At 73.5% G+C, this 15919-nt stretch carries 13 protein-coding genes and 1 riboswitch; of the genes, 9 read left to right on the forward strand and 4 right to left on the reverse strand.

The window, feature by feature from the left end; all coding sequences use genetic code 11:
- Positions 1–101: 101 nt before the first annotated feature.
- On the reverse strand, positions 102–1700 hold the full coding sequence (locus tag DEJ51_RS07405; RefSeq protein WP_150256874.1) for an ABC-F family ATP-binding cassette domain-containing protein: 1599 nt from the start codon (positions 1698–1700) through the stop codon (positions 102–104).
- A 290-nt stretch (positions 1701–1990) separates the two neighbouring features.
- On the opposite strand from DEJ51_RS07405, the gene DEJ51_RS07410 reads away from it, so the two are divergent.
- Together DEJ51_RS07410 and DEJ51_RS07415 are read left to right on the forward strand one after the other, a co-directional pair.
- Positions 1991–2884, forward strand: coding sequence for a neutral zinc metallopeptidase (locus tag DEJ51_RS07410; protein WP_150256875.1), 894 nt, complete (start codon positions 1991–1993; stop codon positions 2882–2884).
- 63 nt (positions 2885–2947) lie between these two features.
- A complete protein-coding gene (locus tag DEJ51_RS07415; RefSeq protein ID WP_150256876.1) occupies positions 2948–3343 on the forward strand; it encodes a VOC family protein in 396 nt (131 codons plus the stop codon).
- A 46-nt stretch (positions 3344–3389) separates the two neighbouring features.
- On the opposite strand, the gene DEJ51_RS07420 is transcribed toward DEJ51_RS07415, so the two are convergent.
- Complete coding sequence (locus DEJ51_RS07420) at positions 3390–4841, reverse strand: hypothetical protein (RefSeq protein ID WP_411757291.1); 1452 nt, start codon at positions 4839–4841, stop codon at positions 3390–3392.
- 217 nt (positions 4842–5058) lie between these two features.
- Positions 5059–6189: an alpha/beta hydrolase family protein gene (locus DEJ51_RS07425; protein ID WP_150256877.1), complete on the reverse strand. Its 1131-nt coding sequence runs from the start codon at positions 6187–6189 to the stop codon at positions 5059–5061.
- A gap of 310 nt (positions 6190–6499) precedes the next feature.
- Here DEJ51_RS07425 and DEJ51_RS07430 point away from each other — a divergent pair, with 310 nt between their 5' ends.
- From DEJ51_RS07430 to DEJ51_RS07460, 7 genes are all read left to right on the forward strand, one after another.
- Positions 6500–7783 carry an inorganic phosphate transporter gene (locus DEJ51_RS07430; RefSeq protein WP_150256878.1) on the forward strand — a complete coding sequence of 428 codons (1284 nt, stop codon included), beginning with the start codon at positions 6500–6502 and terminating at the stop codon, positions 7781–7783.
- 36 nt (positions 7784–7819) lie between these two features.
- Complete coding sequence (locus tag DEJ51_RS07435; RefSeq protein WP_030012731.1) at positions 7820–8041, forward strand: hypothetical protein; 222 nt, start codon at positions 7820–7822, stop codon at positions 8039–8041.
- 111 nt (positions 8042–8152) lie between these two features.
- A riboswitch (cobalamin riboswitch) is annotated at positions 8153–8309 on the forward strand.
- A gap of 35 nt (positions 8310–8344) precedes the next feature.
- Positions 8345–9301 (forward strand): cobalamin biosynthesis protein, encoded by a 957-nt coding sequence (locus DEJ51_RS07440; protein WP_150256879.1) that lies wholly within the window; start codon positions 8345–8347, stop codon positions 9299–9301.
- Entirely contained in the window at positions 9298–10818 is a 1521-nt protein-coding gene (locus DEJ51_RS07445; protein WP_150256880.1) for a cobyric acid synthase, read from the forward strand. Before DEJ51_RS07440 ends, DEJ51_RS07445 begins: the two co-directional genes overlap by 4 nt.
- Positions 10819–10984: 166 nt before the next feature.
- On the forward strand, positions 10985–13120 hold the full coding sequence (locus DEJ51_RS07450; protein WP_150256881.1) for a putative cobaltochelatase: 2136 nt from the start codon (positions 10985–10987) through the stop codon (positions 13118–13120).
- Complete coding sequence (cobO, locus tag DEJ51_RS07455) at positions 13120–13719, forward strand: cob(I)yrinic acid a,c-diamide adenosyltransferase (RefSeq protein WP_150256882.1); 600 nt, start codon at positions 13120–13122, stop codon at positions 13717–13719. The genes DEJ51_RS07450 and cobO overlap by 1 nt, the downstream gene beginning before the upstream one ends.
- The gene (locus DEJ51_RS07460; protein ID WP_190620249.1) at positions 13713–15152 is read left to right on the forward strand and encodes a cobyrinate a,c-diamide synthase; all 1440 of its coding nucleotides are present in this window, start codon (positions 13713–13715) and stop codon (positions 15150–15152) included. Before cobO ends, DEJ51_RS07460 begins: the two co-directional genes overlap by 7 nt.
- 20 nt (positions 15153–15172) lie before the next feature.
- On the opposite strand, the gene DEJ51_RS07465 is transcribed toward DEJ51_RS07460, so the two are convergent.
- A complete protein-coding gene (locus DEJ51_RS07465; RefSeq protein ID WP_150256884.1) occupies positions 15173–15898 on the reverse strand; it encodes a ZIP family metal transporter in 726 nt (241 codons plus the stop codon).
- Between the last annotated feature and the right edge of the window lie 21 nt (positions 15899–15919).

Below are 15919 nucleotides of genomic sequence, written 5' to 3' on the forward strand. Positions count from 1 at the left end.
GCGCAACGGTACGAGACCGTCTCACTCAGATGATGGATCACCCGTGAGCCGAATGATCCATAAGGAACTGGATCAGAAGCGGAACGGGAACCGGAACCCGGTCAGGCGAGCGCCACCAGGTCCCGGTAGTCCGGTCCCCACAGGTCCTCGACGCCGTCCGGGAGCAGGATGATGCGCTCCGGCTCCAGCGCCTCCACGGCGCCCTCGTCGTGCGTGACGAGGATGACCGCGCCCTTGTACGTGCGCAGCGCGCCCAGGATCTCCTCGCGGCTGGCCGGGTCGAGGTTGTTCGTGGGCTCGTCGAGGAGCAGCACGTTCGCCGAGGAGACGACCAGCGTGGCCAGGGCCAGCCGGGTCTTCTCGCCGCCGGAGAGCACCCCGGCGGGCTTGTCCACGTCGTCCCCGGAGAAGAGGAAGGAGCCGAGGGTCTTGCGTACGGCGACCAGGTCCAGGTCGGGGGCCGAGGAGCGCATGTTCTCCAGGACCGTGCGCTCCGGGTCCAGGGTCTCGTGCTCCTGGGCGTAGTAGCCGAGCTTGAGGCCGTGGCCGGGGACGACCGTGCCGGTGTCCGGCTTCTCCGTACCCGAGAGCAGGCGCAGCAGGGTGGTCTTGCCGGCGCCGTTGAGGCCGAGGATGACGACGCGGGAGCCCTTGTCGATGGCCAGGTCGACGTCGGTGAAGATCTCCAGCGAGCCGTACGACTTCGAGAGGCCCTCGGCGGTCAGCGGGGTCTTGCCGCAGGGTGCCGGGTCCGGGAAGCGGAGCTTGGCGACCTTGTCGTTGACGCGGACGGCCTCCAGGCCGGCGAGGAGCCGGTCGGCACGCTTGGCCATGTTCTGCGCGGCGACGGTCTTGGTGGCCTTCGCGCGCATCTTGTCGGCCTGAGAGTTCAGGGCCGCGGCCTTCTTCTCGGCATTCTGGCGCTCGCGCTTGCGGCGCTTCTCGTCGGCCTCGCGCTGCTGCTGGTAGAGCTTCCAGCCCATGTTGTAGACGTCGATCTGGGAGCGGTTCGCGTCCAGGTAGAAGACCTTGTTGACGACGGTCTCGACCAGGTCGACGTCGTGGGAGATGACGATGAAGCCACCGCGGTAGTTCTTCAGGTAGTCGCGCAGCCAGACGATGGAGTCGGCGTCGAGGTGGTTGGTGGGCTCGTCGAGGAGCAGGGTGTCGGCGTCGGAGAAGAGGATCCGGGCCAGCTCGACGCGGCGGCGCTGACCACCGGAGAGGGTGTGCAGCGGCTGGCCGAGCACCCGGTCGGGCAGGCCCAGGGCGGCGGAGATGGTCGCGGCCTCCGCCTCGGCGGCGTACCCGCCCTTGGTCAGGAACTCGGTCTCCTGGCGCTCGTACTGCTTCATCGCCTTGTCGCGGGTGCCGCCCGTGCCCGTGGCGATGCGCTCCTCGTTGGCGCGCATCTTCTTGATCAGCACGTCGAGGCCGCGCGCGGACAGGATCCGGTCGCGGGCCAGCACGTCGAGGTCGCCCGTGCGCGGGTCCTGCGGGAGGTAGCCGACCTCGCCCGAGCGGGCGATGGAGCCGGCGGCGGGCTGTCCTTCGCCCGCCAGGCACTTGGTGAGGGTGGTCTTGCCCGCTCCGTTGCGGCCGACCAGGCCGATGCGGTCGCCCTTGGCGACACGGAAGGAGGCGGACTCGATAAGGACGCGGGCGCCGGCGCGCAGCTCGATGCCGGTGGCGGTGATCACGGAAATACTCCAGGGCGGGTCGGGACGGCGGAAGGGGGGCAGGACGCGAAGCTTCGACGCCGCTAATCCGCGAGGAGATTTGCCATGGGAGACATTCTACCGGGGGTGTGCAACTGGTTTCCGGGCGCGGGCCGGGCCGCCGGGCCCGCGGGATCCGCTCCCGCGTGTCCCCCGTCCGGCCCAGTGGCCGCACGGAGCGGCTGAGCAGCAGATCGGGATGAATGGGTTGATACTCGCCGCATGGGCGGAGACGCGACCGCGCCTGTTTCACGGACGGAGGGCGGTGCGGGATGCAGTTCGACGACGACGCCAGTCTCGACAGCTCCGAGGTCAAGGACATGCGCGGCGGCGGCCGCATCCCGGGCGGGAAGGCCACCATCGGCGGCGGCATCGTCGGTCTCGTCGCCCTGGTCCTCGGCCTGCTCTTCGGGGTGGGGCCGGACCAGCTGGGGCTGTCCACCGGGGAGCAGGAACCGGCGCCGGTCTCCTCGTCGCTCAACCAGGTGCAGCAGGCCTGCAAGTCGGGCCGGGACGCGAACACGCGCGAGGACTGCCGTCTGGTGGCGGTCGTCAGGAGCACCCAGGCCTTCTGGAAGCAGGAGTTCGCCAGGCGCGGCGGCCAGTACACCCCGGCGTCGACCGTGTTCTTCGAGAACCGGGTGAACACCGCCTGCGGGACCGCCAGCGCGGCGGTGGGCCCCTTCTACTGCCCGGCGGACCGGCAGGTCTATCTGGACCTGGGGTTCTTCGACGACCTGCGGACGAAGTTCGGCGCGACCGGCGGCCCCTTCGCCCAGGCCTACGTCGTCGCCCACGAGTACGGACACCACATCCAGAACCTGACCGGAACCCTCCAGCGGGCCCAGGACGGGCGGCAGGGCCCGAACAGCAACGCGGTCAAGGTCGAGCTGCAGGCCGACTGCTACGCCGGGGTGTGGGCGCACAACGCGACGAACGTCGCGGACGCCTCCACCGGGCGGCCGCTGATCAAGACCCTGACGGAGGCGGACATCAGGGACGGGCTGGACGCGGCGGCGGCGGTCGGCGACGACCGGATCCAGGAGAAGTTCCAGGGCCGGGTGTCCCCGGAGTCCTGGACCCACGGCTCGGCCGAGCAGCGCCAGCAGTGGTTCTACCAGGGCTACCGGACCGGTGACATGGCCCAGTGCAACACCTTCCGCTGACTGTCGGTGACGCCTGCCATGCTGGTGTGACGCGGGTCACCGTCACGAGAGGGAGTGATCGTCATGGCAGGCGTTCCGTCCATCTGCCCCACGCTGGTCTACCGCGACGCGAAGGCGGCCATCAGGCTGCTGACCGAGGCCTTCGGCTTCAGCCAGGTCGCCGTCTACGAGGGTGAGGACGGTTCGGTGACGCACGCCGAGCTGGCATACGGCAACGGGATGGTGATGCTCGGCAGTTCGGGCAGGGGCGGGGTGTTCGACAAGGCCATGGAGGGCGCCGGCCCCTCCGGGGTCTATGTCGTGGTCGACGACGTGGACGCCCACCACCGGCGGGCGGTCGATCACGGCGCCGAGATCGTCATGGAGCCCACCGACCAGGACTACGGCTCGCGCGACTACATGGCCCGCGACGCCGAGGGCAACGTGTGGAGCTTCGGGACGTACGCACCGCAGGTCTGATTCCGGCGCCGCGCCCGTCCCCGCCCGCACTCGTTGCGCTACGGAGTCACTCGCCTCCGGTGTGGACCTGGAAGGCGGCCCTGCGGACCGCCTTGGCCAGCGTCGGGTCGGGGTGGGCAGCGGCGAGCGCGACCAGCACCTGCACCGTGCGCGGGTGGCCGACCGCACGGACCTCGTCCAGCAGCCGGGGGACGGTGGTCCGCACGGCGGAGTCGAGGTGGCGGGCCAGCAGCTCGGCCTCCCCGTGGTCGGCGATGGCGGCCGCGGTGTCCACCCAGAGCCAGGTCGACTCCTCGGCGGTGAGGACGTCCTGCGCCTCGTCGGGGTCGATCCCGTCGTGCTCGGCGAGCCAGAGCAGGGCGTAGGGGCGCAGGGCGGGCTCGCGGACGGTGGCGCGTACCTCGGGCTCGGCGGGGGCTCCGACCACGCGCAGCGCCTCGAAGGCGAGGCCGCGCAGCAGGGCGTCCTCGCCCCGGGCCGCCTGCAGCAGCTCGGCCACGGCGTGGCCGACGGGCCGGGCGGCGAGCCAGGCCTGGTACTCGGCGCGGGCCGGGCCGGGCGTGAGCCGCGCGCAGCCGTGCAGCATGGCGGCCGCGGACTGCTCGATGTTCCCGGCGGGGCTCTGCGCCGCGACGCAGATCTGCTCCAGCTTGACCCAGACGGCCCAGCTGCCGAGCGGGGTGAGCGTGGCCCGGGCGGGACCGAGGGTGACGGCGTCCACGGCCGCGAGCCCGCCGAGCGCCCAGCGCAGCAGCCGGGCGAGCGGGACGGGGCGGGCCTCCACGGAGCCGGCGGCGGACCCGACTGCGGACCCGGTGGCGGCGGACGTCAACGCCGTGGCGGGCTCGGCCTCGTAGGGGATCTCGCACCGCTCGTCACGCAGTTCGGTGACGCGCTGACCGAGCAGGTCGAGCAGGTCCGGGACGGTCACCGGGCCGGCGGACAGCTGGAGCAGGGAGAGGAGCTGGGGCATCGCCTCGACGACCTCGGCGACGGCCGAGGGGGCGATGTCGGCGGGTGCGGGATGGACCAGCGACCAGGCGTCGAAGAGGGCGACCCAGCCACGCAGCACGGCGGTGTCGTCGCGGTCCCAGGCGCGCAGCCGCCAGCCGGGCCGGGCGTGGCCGCCGTGCACCTCGACCAGTCCGGCGAGCCGGGCACGGTCCCAGCCGACCTGGATCTGGCCGTGCGTCAGGCCGAGTTCCCCGGCGGCGCGTTCGACGTCGGCTGCGGGCAGGGCGCCCGTGGGGGCGGGCCGGCCGCCGCCTCCGGCGCCCAGGTTGCGCTCGGCCCAGCGGGTCAGCCGTACGGCGTCGGCGAGCGAGGCCCGGGCCCGGTTCGCGAGGTCGGCCGTGGCGGGCGTACCCGCCGGGGGCCTGGGCGCGGGCCGGGTGCGTCGGTCGGTCACCGCCTTGCGGGCCGCGGCGACGGAGCGCGGCGAGACGAGTCGGAGTCTGGAGTCGCGAGCCAACTGCTCATCAGGCTTTCGGGACGTCACGGAAGCAGTCTCGCCCGTCACTGGCCGAAAGCCCAAACGGAACCGGTCGTTGCCGCCGTCCACCCGCAGCGCAGACCGGGACAAGCCACCCGTGGGGCCCTCTCCGTCACAGGGCCTTCACAGGCAGGGCCCCGGCGGGTGGCGCTTCATGGCCGTTCACCCGTCCGTTCACCCGGCCGTTCACCCGGCCTTCGCCTGGGAGCCGTTCGCCCGGTCTTCACATAAGAGGGGTGAGGAAGCGGCGCAGGGCCTCCTCGTAGCCGGCCGGGTCGGCGTTCCACATCGCGCCGTGCCCGGCCTTGCCCACGGTGTGCAGCGCGACGAGGTCGGGGCGGGCGGCGGCAAGCCTGCGCGAGGGCCCCCAGGGGGCCAGCGCGTCGTCCGGTCCGTGGAAGATCAGTACGGGGACGCGCAGCGCGCCGGGGTCCGCGCCCGCCGGCCGGCGGTCGCCGCGCAGGCCCGCGAGCCCTTCGGCGGCCCGGACCGCCAGCGGCAGCACCACGCCGGGGACGCCGCGCGCCGCGGCGAGCGCGCGGAGGGTGGTGTGCCAGTCGAGTACCGGGGAGTCCAGGACCAGCCCGGAGATCCGGTGGGCGAGCGGCGAGCGCTCGAAGGCGTGCAGGGCCATGGTGGCGCCGGTGGACCAGCCGTGGAGGACCACGCGGCGGGCCCCGTAGCGCAGGGCGTAGCGGATGGCGGCGTCCAGGTCACGCCATTCCGATTCCCCGAGGTGGCCGAGGCCGTCCGGGGAGGCGGGGGCGCCCAGGTCTCCCCGGTAGCCCAGGTCCAGGACGGGGAGCTGGTGCCGGTGGAGGAAGGGCATGACCACCATCGGGTGTTCCCGGCCGGCGCCGAGTCCGTGCACGGTGATCACCCAGGTGTCCCGGGCCGCGGGCACGAACCAGGCGGGCAGTGCACCGAGCTCTCCGGGGATGTCCACGTCGGCGTGGTCGAGCCCGAGGGCGGTGCGCGGGTTGCCGGCGTACACCTGGGGGGTGAGGGAGACCCGGGTGCCGGGGTCGAGGGTGCCGTGGGTGACGGAGACGAGCTGCCGTACGACGGTGTCCGGGCCGGGGGCGGCGTCCGGGAGCACGGGCCCGACGACGGCGTGCACACCGGGTGCGACCAGGCCGTACGTGCCGGGGCGCAGGGAGGCGAGCGAGCGGGTCAGGGTGATCCGGCCGTCGGCGGCGGAGTGGACGCTGAGCTTCGGCCCGCCGGGGAGCGGACGTCCTGGTTCGGGCCGCAGGGCCGCGTCGGCGGCGTGCCGGCCGAGGGCGACGGCGGCCGCGCCGGCACCCAGGAGGGTCGTCGTGACGGCCGCAGCCGTCGCTGTCGCGGTACGCACTGCTCCAGTGTCGGCTCGGGACCCCGGGCGGGCCACCGGAGCTGATCCCTCCGCCGCGAAGCGGAAGGGGGTGATCTAGGTCTCATTCGGGGCCTGGAGGGCGGGTCCGCGAGCACGGCGGACCCCCTACGGAGGGGTTCATTCACCCGGCTTTGACGTGCATTAATGGCGATATCTGCGGCAGAATCAGGACGAATGACGCGATCACACCCCGCGCCAGTACACCGCTCCGCCCGAGTCAGTTCACCTTCCGTTCATCCAGGTTGCCTACGGTCGCCGAGCCACTGACGTCAAACAGAAGCCTGGGTAAATGGAGCACATAACGCTTCTCCTCGGGATCGTGATCATCACCGCTCTCGTGTTCGACTTCACGAACGGTTTCCACGACACGGCCAACGCGATGGCCACCACCATCTCGACCGGCGCCCTCAAGCCCAAGACGGCGGTGGCCATGTCCGCCGTGCTCAACCTCGTCGGCGCGTTCATGTCCGTGGAGGTCGCCAAGACGATCTCCAAGGGACTGGTCAACGAGGAGGGCATCCAGCCAGAGGTGATCTTCGCCGCCCTGGTCGGAGCGATCCTCTGGAACCTCGTCACCTGGCTGGTCGGTCTCCCCTCCAGCTCCTCGCACGCCCTGATGGGCGGCCTGATCGGTGCCGCGGTCGCCTCCGCCGGCATCGGCGCGGTCAACGGCAGCGTCGTCGTCACCAAGGTCCTCATCCCCGCGATCGCCGCCCCGCTGGTGGCCGGCATCGCCGCGTACCTGGCCGCCAAGCTCACCTACAAGCTGGGTGACAAGGTCGGCGAGAAGACCTCCGCCAAGGGATACCGCGCCGGTCAGATCGCCTCGGCCGGTCTCGTCTCCCTCGCGCACGGCACCAACGACGCGCAGAAGACGATGGGCATCATCACCCTGGCCCTCATCGCCGGCGGCGCGATCGCGCCCGACGCGAACCCGCCGGTCTGGGTCATCGTCTCGGCCGGCATGGCCATCGCGATGGGCACCTACCTGGGCGGCTGGCGCATCATCCGCACCATGGGCAGCGGCCTGACCGACCTGCACCCGCAGCAGGGCTTCGCCGCCCAGACCTCGGCCGCGTCCGTCATCCTCGCCTCCTCGAACCTGGGCTTCTCGCTCTCCACCACCCACTCGTGCTCCGGTGCGGTCATGGGTGCGGGCCTGGGCCGCAAGGGCGGTGTGGTCCGCTGGTCCACCGCGACCCGCATGTTCGTCGCCTGGGGCCTGACCCTGCCGGCCGCCGCGCTGGTCTCGGCCGGTGCCGAGCTGGTCATGCGCATCGGTGACGTCGGCATCGCCGCGGTCACGCTCTTCCTGATCGGCTCCTGCCTGGCCATCTGGCTCATCTCGCGCCGCCAGGTCGTCGACCACAACAACGTCAACGAGGTGGAGCCGGCCCGCGCCGAGGAGCCGGGTGTCGTCACCACGGCGATCGCCGCGGTCACCGTCCCGCCGACCGTCGCCGCCGCCGGCACCACCGCCGCGGCGACGACCGCCGAGGTCACGGACGAAGCCCTCAAGGCCACCATCCCGGCCGCGACGCAGACCCCGGCGGCTCCGGCCGCCGCTGTCTGACCGAGCAGAGACACACACCTTTCAGAAAGCGGCAGTATGAAGATCGACTGGGAAGCGCTCGGCTCCGTCTTCGGGGTCAGCCTCTTCGCCACCGTCGCCCTCGTGGCCCTCTTCACCCTGGGCCTGGTGGGCCTGTCCAAGCACGAGACCGCCACCGAGCAGGGCGGCACCGCCACCCTCGCCCGCAGCGGCGCGTACGCCTGCTTCGCGGTCATCGCCGCAGCCGTGGGCTACGGGATCTACCTGATCGTCGCCTGATCCACCGCTCTGCGGCCGACCAGGTCCCAAAGCTCCCTCCGGGTTTGTCCCGGAGGGAGCTTTTCGCATCCCGCGCCCCTGCAGCGCCGCAGGTCAACGGCGAGTTGACGGGCCTTCGACGTGCGTGGTGGACTGCCGGAGCCAATACGGCGGCATGGAAGAGGAAGTCCGGTGTGAATCCGGCGCGGTCCCGCCACTGTCACCGGAACCGCACGCCCCGCGTGCGTCCCGGGAGCCAGGAACTCTCGCCGCCGGACACGTCGAACCAGGGCGCGGACCCTGAGTGAGGACATACCTGCCACCATGCGTGCCGATCGCGTCTTCGCGTACGGCGCCACGGCGGGCCTGATCGGCGACCGGATCCTCGGGGATCCGCGCCGAGGGCACCCCGTGGCCGCCTTCGGACGGGCCGCCGCCGCCGTCGAACGATCCCTGTGGCGCGACGACCGCGCCCGGGGCCTCCTGCACGCCCTGGTGTGCGCCGGGGGCGCTGCCGCCGTCGGAGCGCTGGGCGCCCGCGCCGTGCGCTCGCGGCCCGCGGCCGCTCGTATCGCGCTGACGGCCGCCGCCACCTGGGCCGTCGTGGGCGGCACCTCCCTGGGCCGGGAGGCCCGCGCCATCGGCGGCGCGCTCGCCGCCGGGGACGTCGAGGTGGCCCGGGAGCGGCTGCCGCATCTGTGCGGACGCGACCCGCAGGCCCTCGACGGGCAGCAGATGGCCCGCGCCGTCGTGGAGTCCGTCGCCGAGAACACCTCCGACGCGGTGGTCGGGGCCCTCGTCTGGGGCGCCGTCGCCGGAGTCCCCGGACTGCTGGCCTTCCGCGCCGTGAACACCCTGGACGCGATGGTCGGGCACAAGTCCCCCCGCTACCTCCGCTACGGCTGGGCCTCCGCCCGGCTCGACGACCTGGCCGGCTGGCCGGGAGCCCGGCTGACGGCGGTCGCCGCCGTGCTGGCCGGCCCCGACCGGCGGGGCGCCGTACGGGCCTGGCGCACGGACGCCGCCGCGCACCCGAGCCCGAACGCCGGACCCGTCGAGGCCTCCTTCGCCGGGGCACTGGGCGTCAGACTGGGCGGAACCCTCGCGTACGGCGGCCGGGTCGAGCACCGGGCCGTCCTGAACGCAGGGGCGGGGCGGCCGGTGGAGGTCGCCGACATCGAGCGGGCGGTACGGCTGTCGCGGCAGGTGACCTGGCTGTCGCTGGGCGCCTGCGTGGCGGCGCGGACGCTCGTGGCACGAGTACGAGGGGGACGCGCATGAGCGGCGCGAAGCGCGGCGGCGGACTGCTGGTCGCGGGCACCACGTCGGACGCGGGCAAGAGCGTGGTCACGGCGGGCATCTGTCGTTGGCTGGCCCGGCAGGGTGTGAAGGTGGCGCCGTTCAAGGCGCAGAACATGTCGCTGAACTCCTTCGTGACGCTGGAGGGCGCCGAGATCGGGCGCGCCCAGGCGATGCAGGCCCAGGCGGCCCGTGTGGAGCCGACCGCGCTCATGAACCCGGTGCTGCTCAAGCCGGGCAGCGACCGCAGCAGCCAGGTGGTGCTGCTGGGCAAGCCGGTGGGCGAGATGAGCGCCCGCGGCTACCACGGAGGGCGCCAGGAGCAGTTGCTCGGCATCGTCACGGACTGCCTGGAGCAGCTGCGGGGCACGTATGACGCCGTGATCTGCGAGGGGGCGGGGAGTCCGGCCGAGATCAACCTGCGCCGGACCGACATCGTGAACATGGGGATCGCGCGCGCCGCGCGGTTCCCGGTGGTCGTGGTCGGGGACATCGACCGCGGCGGGGTCTTCGCGTCCTTCTTCGGGACGACGGCGCTGCTCTCCCCCGAGGACCAGTCCCTGATCGCGGGGTACCTGGTCAACAAGTTCCGCGGCGACGTGTCGCTGCTGGAGCCGGGCATGGAGATGCTGCGCGGCCTGACGGGCCGGGCCACGTACGGCGTGCTGCCGTTCCGGCACGGCCTGGGCATCGACGAGGAGGACGGCCTGCGGGTCTCCCTGCGCGGTGCGGTGCGCGAGTCCGTGGTGGCGCCGCCGGTGGGCGAGGACGTCCTGCGGGTCGCGGTGTGCGCGGTGCCGCTGATGTCGAACTTCACGGACGTGGACGCGCTCGCGGCCGAGCCGGGGGTCGTGGTGCGGTTCGTGGACCGGGCCGAGGAACTGGCCGACGCGGACCTGGTCGTCGTACCGGGGACCCGGGGCACGGTGAAGGCCCTCCAGTGGCTGCGGGAACGCGGGCTCGCGGACGCACTGGCACGGCGGGCCGCGCAGGGGCGGCCGGTGCTGGGCATCTGCGGCGGGTTCCAGGTGCTGGGCGAGCGGATCTCGGACGAGGTCGAATCGAAGGCGGGCGAGGTCGACGGCCTCGGTCTGCTGCCGGTGCGCGTCCGCTTCGAGCGGGAGAAGACCCTGGCCCGGCCGTCCGGTTCGGCGCTGGGCGAGCCGGTGGACGGCTACGAGATCCACCACGGGGTGGCCGAGGTCCTGGGCGGGGAGCCGTTCCTGGACGGGTGCCGGGTGGGCTCGGTGTGGGGCACGCACTGGCACGGCTCGCTGGAGTCGGACGGTTTCCGCCGAGCGTTCCTGCGAGAGGTGGCTGCGGCCGCCGGGCGGCGCTTCGTCCCGGCGCCGGACACCTCGTTCGGCGCGCTGCGGGAGGAGCAGCTGGACCTGCTCGGCGACCTGATCGAGGAACACGCGGACACCGCGGCGCTGCTGCGGCTCATCGAGGGCGGCGCCCCCGCGGGCCTCCCCTTCCTGCCGCCGGGCGCGCCGTGACGGGCCGGGACCCGCGGGAGCGCAGACCACGGCAAGAGCTCGATCAGGTGCTCGTGCAGGAGGGGGACGTCCCCGCCGGAGCGGGGAGCAGGAACGCCGGCATGGCGAAGCGCAGGTACAGCGGCACCGATGTCCATCACAAGCCACTCGAAGGAGTGACCGTCTCGTGAGCAGCACCCACTTCCCGTTTTCGGCCGTCGTCGGGCAGGACGACCTGCGGTTGGCTCTCCTGCTCAACGCCGTGAGCCCGGCGGTCGGCGGGGTGCTCGTGCGCGGCGAGAAGGGGACCGCCAAGTCCACCGCCGTCCGCGCGCTGTCGGCGCTGCTGCCGCAGGTCGACGTCGTTCCCGGCTGCCGGTTCTCCTGCGCACCGGCGGCGCCCGACCCGTCGTGCCCGGACGGCCCGCACGAGTCCGGCCCCGGCGCCCTGCGGCACGCGCGCATGGTGGAGCTGCCCGTCGGCGCCTCGGAAGACCGGCTGGTCGGTGCTCTGGACATCGAACGCGCCCTCGCCGAGGGCGTGAAGGCCTTCGAGCCCGGGCTGCTCGCCGACGCCCACCGCGGGATCCTCTACGTCGACGAGGTGAACCTCCTCCATGACCACTTGGTGGACGTGCTGCTGGACGCCGCCGCCATGGGCGCCTCGTACGTGGAGCGCGAGGGCGTCTCCGTGCGGCACGCCGCCCGGTTCCTGCTCGTCGGCACGATGAACCCCGAGGAGGGCGAGCTGCGCCCGCAGCTCCTCGACCGGTTCGGGCTCACCGTCGAGGTGGCCGCCTCCCGGGAGCCCGCGCAGCGCGTCGAGGTGGTCCGCCGCCGGCTCGCCTACGAGGACGACCCCGCCGGGTTCGCGACCCGCTGGGCCGGGGACGAGCACGAGGTCCGCGCCCGGGTGGTGGCCGCGCGGGCGCTGCTCCCGAAGGTCTCGCTCGGCGACACCGCCCTCCTGCAGATCGCCGCGGCCTGCGCCGGGTTCGAGGTCGACGGGATGCGCGCCGACATCGTGATGGCGCGGACCGCGACCGCGCTGGCCGCCTGGGCCGGGCGGACCGACGTACGGAAGGAAGACGTCCGGCAGGCCGCCCTGCTGGCGCTCCCCCACCGGCGGCGCCGCAACCCGTTCGACGCGCCCGGGATCGACGAGGACCTGCTCGACCGGATCCTGGACGAGTTCCCCGACGAGGAGCCGGAGCCCGACCCGGAGCCCGACCCGGACCCGGAGGGTCCGGACGACGGCGGTCCCGAGGGCGGCGGTCCCGACGGCGGCCCCGGTGGCACGCCCCCGCCGGGCGACGGCCCCGAGGACCAGGGTGCCCCGGCCGACACCCCCGGGGCCCCGGAGACCTCCGAGGCCCCCGCGGAAGCCCCCGAGGCCCCGCAGCCCGCCGCCCAGGAGGCCGCCGGCCCCGAACAGGCCGCGGTCCGTGCCGCCGAGCCGTTCCGGACCAAGATGCTCAGCGTGCCCGGCCTCGGCGAGGGCGCGTCCGGCCGCCGGTCCCGGGCCCGTACCGCCCACGGCCGCACCACCGGCGCCCAGCGCCCGCGCGGGCACCTGACGAAACTGCACCTGACCGCCACCATCCAGGCTGCCGCCCCGCACCAGAGGGCGCGCGGCCGCGACGGTCGCGGCCTCGTCATCCGCAAGGACGATCTGCGTCAGGCCACCCGGGAGGGGCGCGAGGGCAACCTCGTCCTCTTCGTCGTCGACGCCTCCGGTTCCATGGCCGCACGGCAGCGCATGAGCGCGGTCAAGGGCGCGGTGCTGTCGCTGCTCCTGGACGCCTACCAGCGCCGGGACAAGGTCGGTCTGATCACCTTCCGGGGTGCCACGGCCGAGCTGGCCCTGCCGCCCACCTCCTCGGTGGACGCGGCGGCGGCCCGGCTGGAGCAGTTGCCGACGGGCGGCCGCACGCCGCTGGCGGCCGGGCTGCTGAAGGCCCACGAGGTGCTGCGGATCGAGCGGCTGCGGGACCCCTCGCGCCGGCCGCTGCTCGTGGTCGTCACCGACGGGCGGGCCACCTCGGCCGGGAACGCCGGGGGCCGTACGGACAGCAGCCCGCGGGAGCTGGCCGGGCACAGCGCGCGGCTGCTGCAGGCCGGGGGCGTCGCCTCGGTCGTCGTGGACTGCGAGTCCGGGCCGGTCCGGCTGGGGCTGGCCGACGTACTGGCCCGGGACCTCGGCGGTCCGGCCGTCACCCTCGACGGGCTGCGGGCCGACTCGCTGGCCGGGCTCGTGAAGAACGTGCGTACGGCAGTGGCATCCACTGCATCACCCAACAGCAGCAACAGGAGGGCCGCGTAATGCCTCAGGGACAGCCGTCCGTCGTTCCGGACGACGGGCTCACGACGCGCCAGCGCCGCAACCGTCCGCTGGTCTTCGTACACACCGGCCCGGGCAAGGGCAAGTCCACGGCGGCCTTCGGGCTGGCGCTGCGCGCCTGGAACCAGGGCTGGCCGATCGGGGTGTTCCAGTTCGTGAAGTCGGCGAAGTGGAAGGTCGGCGAGGAGAACGCGCTCAAGGTGCTCGGCGCCTCCGGTGAGGGCGGCTCCGTCGTCTGGCACAAGATGGGCGAGGGCTGGTCCTGGGTCCAGCGGGACGCGCAGCTCGACAACGAGCAGGCGGCCAAGGAGGGCTGGGAGCAGGTCAAGCGGGATCTGGCCGCCGAGACGCACAAGCTGTACGTGCTCGACGAGTTCGCGTACCCGATGCACTGGGGCTGGATCGACGTCGACGAGGTCATCGAGGTGCTGCGGGGCCGTCCGGGCACCCAGCACGTGGTGATCACAGGCCGCAACGCGCCGGAGAAGCTGGTGGAGTTCGCGGACCTCGTCACGGAGATGACCAAGATCAAGCACCCGATGGACGCGGGGCAGAAGGGCCAGAAGGGCATCGAGTGGTGACCTCGTACCCCTTCGACGTGCCTCGTCTGGTCATCGCCGCCCCGTCGTCCGGCAGCGGCAAGACCACCGTGGCCACGGGCCTGATGGCGGCCTTCTCGGAGCGCGGCCTGGCCGTGTCCCCGCACAAGGCCGGGCCCGACTACATCGACCCCGGCTACCACGCGCTGGCCACGGGCCGGCCGGGACGCAACCTCGACGCCTTCATGTGCGGGCCGGAGCTGGTCGCTCCGCTGTTCGCGCACGGGGCGGCCGGCTGCGACCTGGCCGTGGTCGAGGGGGTCATGGGGCTCTACGACGGCGCGGCGGGCCGGGGTGAGCTGGCGTCGACGGCGCAGGTCGCGAAGCTGCTGCGGGCGCCGGTGGTGCTGGTGGTCGACGCCTCCTCGCAGTCGCGGTCGGTGGCGGCGCTGGTGCACGGCTTCGCCTCCTTCGACCCTCAGGTGAGGCTGGGGGGAGTGATCCTGAACAAGGTCGGCTCCGACCGGCACGAGGTGATGCTGCGGGAGGCCCTGGAGGAGGCGGGGATGCCGGTCCTCGGTGTCCTGCGGCGGGCTCCCCAGGTGGCGACGCCCTCGCGCCACCTGGGGCTGGTCCCGGTCGCCGAGCGGCACTCGGACGCGCTGGCCTCCGTGTCGGCGCTGGCCGCGCAGGTCCGGGCCGGCTGCGACCTGGACGCCCTGATGGCCCTGGCCCGCACGGCCCCGCCGCTGGACTGCGAGGCGTGGTCACCGCACGCGGCCCTGCGGCGGCACACCGCGCCGCGGACGCAGGCGCACGGTCCGGAGCAGAGCCCGGACCGCGGCGACGCTCCGGTCGTCGCCGTCGCCGGCGGCGCCGCGTTCACGTTCTCCTACGCCGAGCACACGGAGCTGCTCGCCGCCGCCGGAGCGGAGGTCGTCACCTTCGACCCGCTCCGGGACGAGGCGCTCCCGCCCGGCACCTCCGGCCTGGTGATCGGCGGCGGCTTCCCGGAGATGTACGCGCCGGAACTGTCCGCCAACGAGCCGCTGCGGGCGGCCGTTGCCGCCTTCGCCGCGGCCGGCGGCCCGGTCGCCGCCGAGTGCGCCGGACTGCTGTACCTGGGCCGGTCGCTGGACGGGAAGCCCATGTGCGGGGTGCTCGACGCCGACGCGCGGATGTCGGAGCGCCTCACCCTCGGCTACCGCGAGGCGGTGGCGGTGTCCGACAGTGCGCTCGCGCAGGCCGGGACCCGGCTGCGGGGGCACGAGTTCCACCGGACGGTGGTCGAGCCGGGCGCCGGGGCGGCGCCGGCATGGGGGTTCACGCACCCGGAGCGCCGGGTCGAGGGGTTCGTCCAGCAGGGCGTGCACGCGAGCTATCTGCACACGCACTGGGCGGCGGAGCCGTCCGTCGCGCGGCGTTTCACGGAAGCCGCGCGACGTTTCACGGAAGCCGCGGCCGCACGGCGGTGACCTGCGTCCCCGGCCGGCGGTCAGTCCGCGATGCCCACCACCAGCCAGATCCCGGCCACCCCGCCCACCGTGCACAGCAGGGTGGACAGCGCGGGGTGCCGGTGGTGTGCCTCGGGAAGGATCTCGGCGGACGCGAGGTACAGCAGGACGCCTCCGAAGAAGCCGAGGTACGCGCCGAGGGGTTCCTCCGGAAGGGTGAACAGCAGAGTGGACGCCGCGCCCACGACCGGGGCGACCGCGTCCGCGAAGAGCATCATCAGGGCCTTGCGGCGGTCGTTCCCGTAGAGGCTGGTGAGCGTGTACGTGTTGAACCCGTCGGCGAAGTCGTGGGTGACGACCGCCAGTGCCACGGCCACGCCCATCCCCCCGCCGACCTGGAAGGCCGCGCCCAGGGCCACCCCGTCGGCGAGGCTGTGGCCGACCATCGCCGCGGCCGCGGTCAGCCCGACCTGGGGGGTGCGGCCGCCGTCCTCGGCGCCGTGCGCGGCCTGGCGGACCGCCAGCAGCCGTTCCACGACGTGCGCGACCAGGAATCCGGCCACGAAGAGCAGCAGGGCGAGCGGGACACCGAACACCTCGTCGCCCGCCGCGTGGAGGGCCTCCGGGAGCAGGTCGAGGCCCACGACGCCGAGCATCAGCCCGCCGGCGAGGCCCAGCACGAGGTGGCGGCGGTCGGTGACGCGCTGCGCCGCCCATCCGCCCGCCAGGGTCATCAGGAACGCGCCCAACGCCACGATCACGGCCATGCGCCCCTGAATACAGACTCC

The sequence above is a fragment of the Streptomyces venezuelae genome (genome assembly GCF_008642275.1).
GTDB classification, from domain to species: domain Bacteria; phylum Actinomycetota; class Actinomycetes; order Streptomycetales; family Streptomycetaceae; genus Streptomyces; species Streptomyces venezuelae_E.

Excerpts from the sequence above, each read along its gene's own strand:
- DEJ51_RS07410 (WP_150256875.1), top strand. The coding sequence starts at position 1,991 with ATGCAGTTCGACGACGACGCCAGTCTCGACAGCTCCGAGGTCAAGGAC.
- DEJ51_RS07415 (WP_150256876.1), top strand. The coding sequence starts at position 2,948 with ATGGCAGGCGTTCCGTCCATCTGCCCCACGCTGGTCTACCGCGACGCG.
- DEJ51_RS07430 (WP_150256878.1), top strand. The coding sequence starts at position 6,500 with ATGGAGCACATAACGCTTCTCCTCGGGATCGTGATCATCACCGCTCTC.
- DEJ51_RS07435 (WP_030012731.1), top strand. The coding sequence starts at position 7,820 with ATGAAGATCGACTGGGAAGCGCTCGGCTCCGTCTTCGGGGTCAGCCTC.
- DEJ51_RS07440 (WP_150256879.1), top strand. The coding sequence starts at position 8,345 with ATGCGTGCCGATCGCGTCTTCGCGTACGGCGCCACGGCGGGCCTGATC.
- DEJ51_RS07445 (WP_150256880.1), top strand. The coding sequence starts at position 9,298 with ATGAGCGGCGCGAAGCGCGGCGGCGGACTGCTGGTCGCGGGCACCACG.
- cobO (WP_150256882.1), top strand. The coding sequence starts at position 13,120 with ATGCCTCAGGGACAGCCGTCCGTCGTTCCGGACGACGGGCTCACGACG.
- DEJ51_RS07465 (WP_150256884.1), bottom strand. The coding sequence starts at position 15,898 with ATGGCCGTGATCGTGGCGTTGGGCGCGTTCCTGATGACCCTGGCGGGC.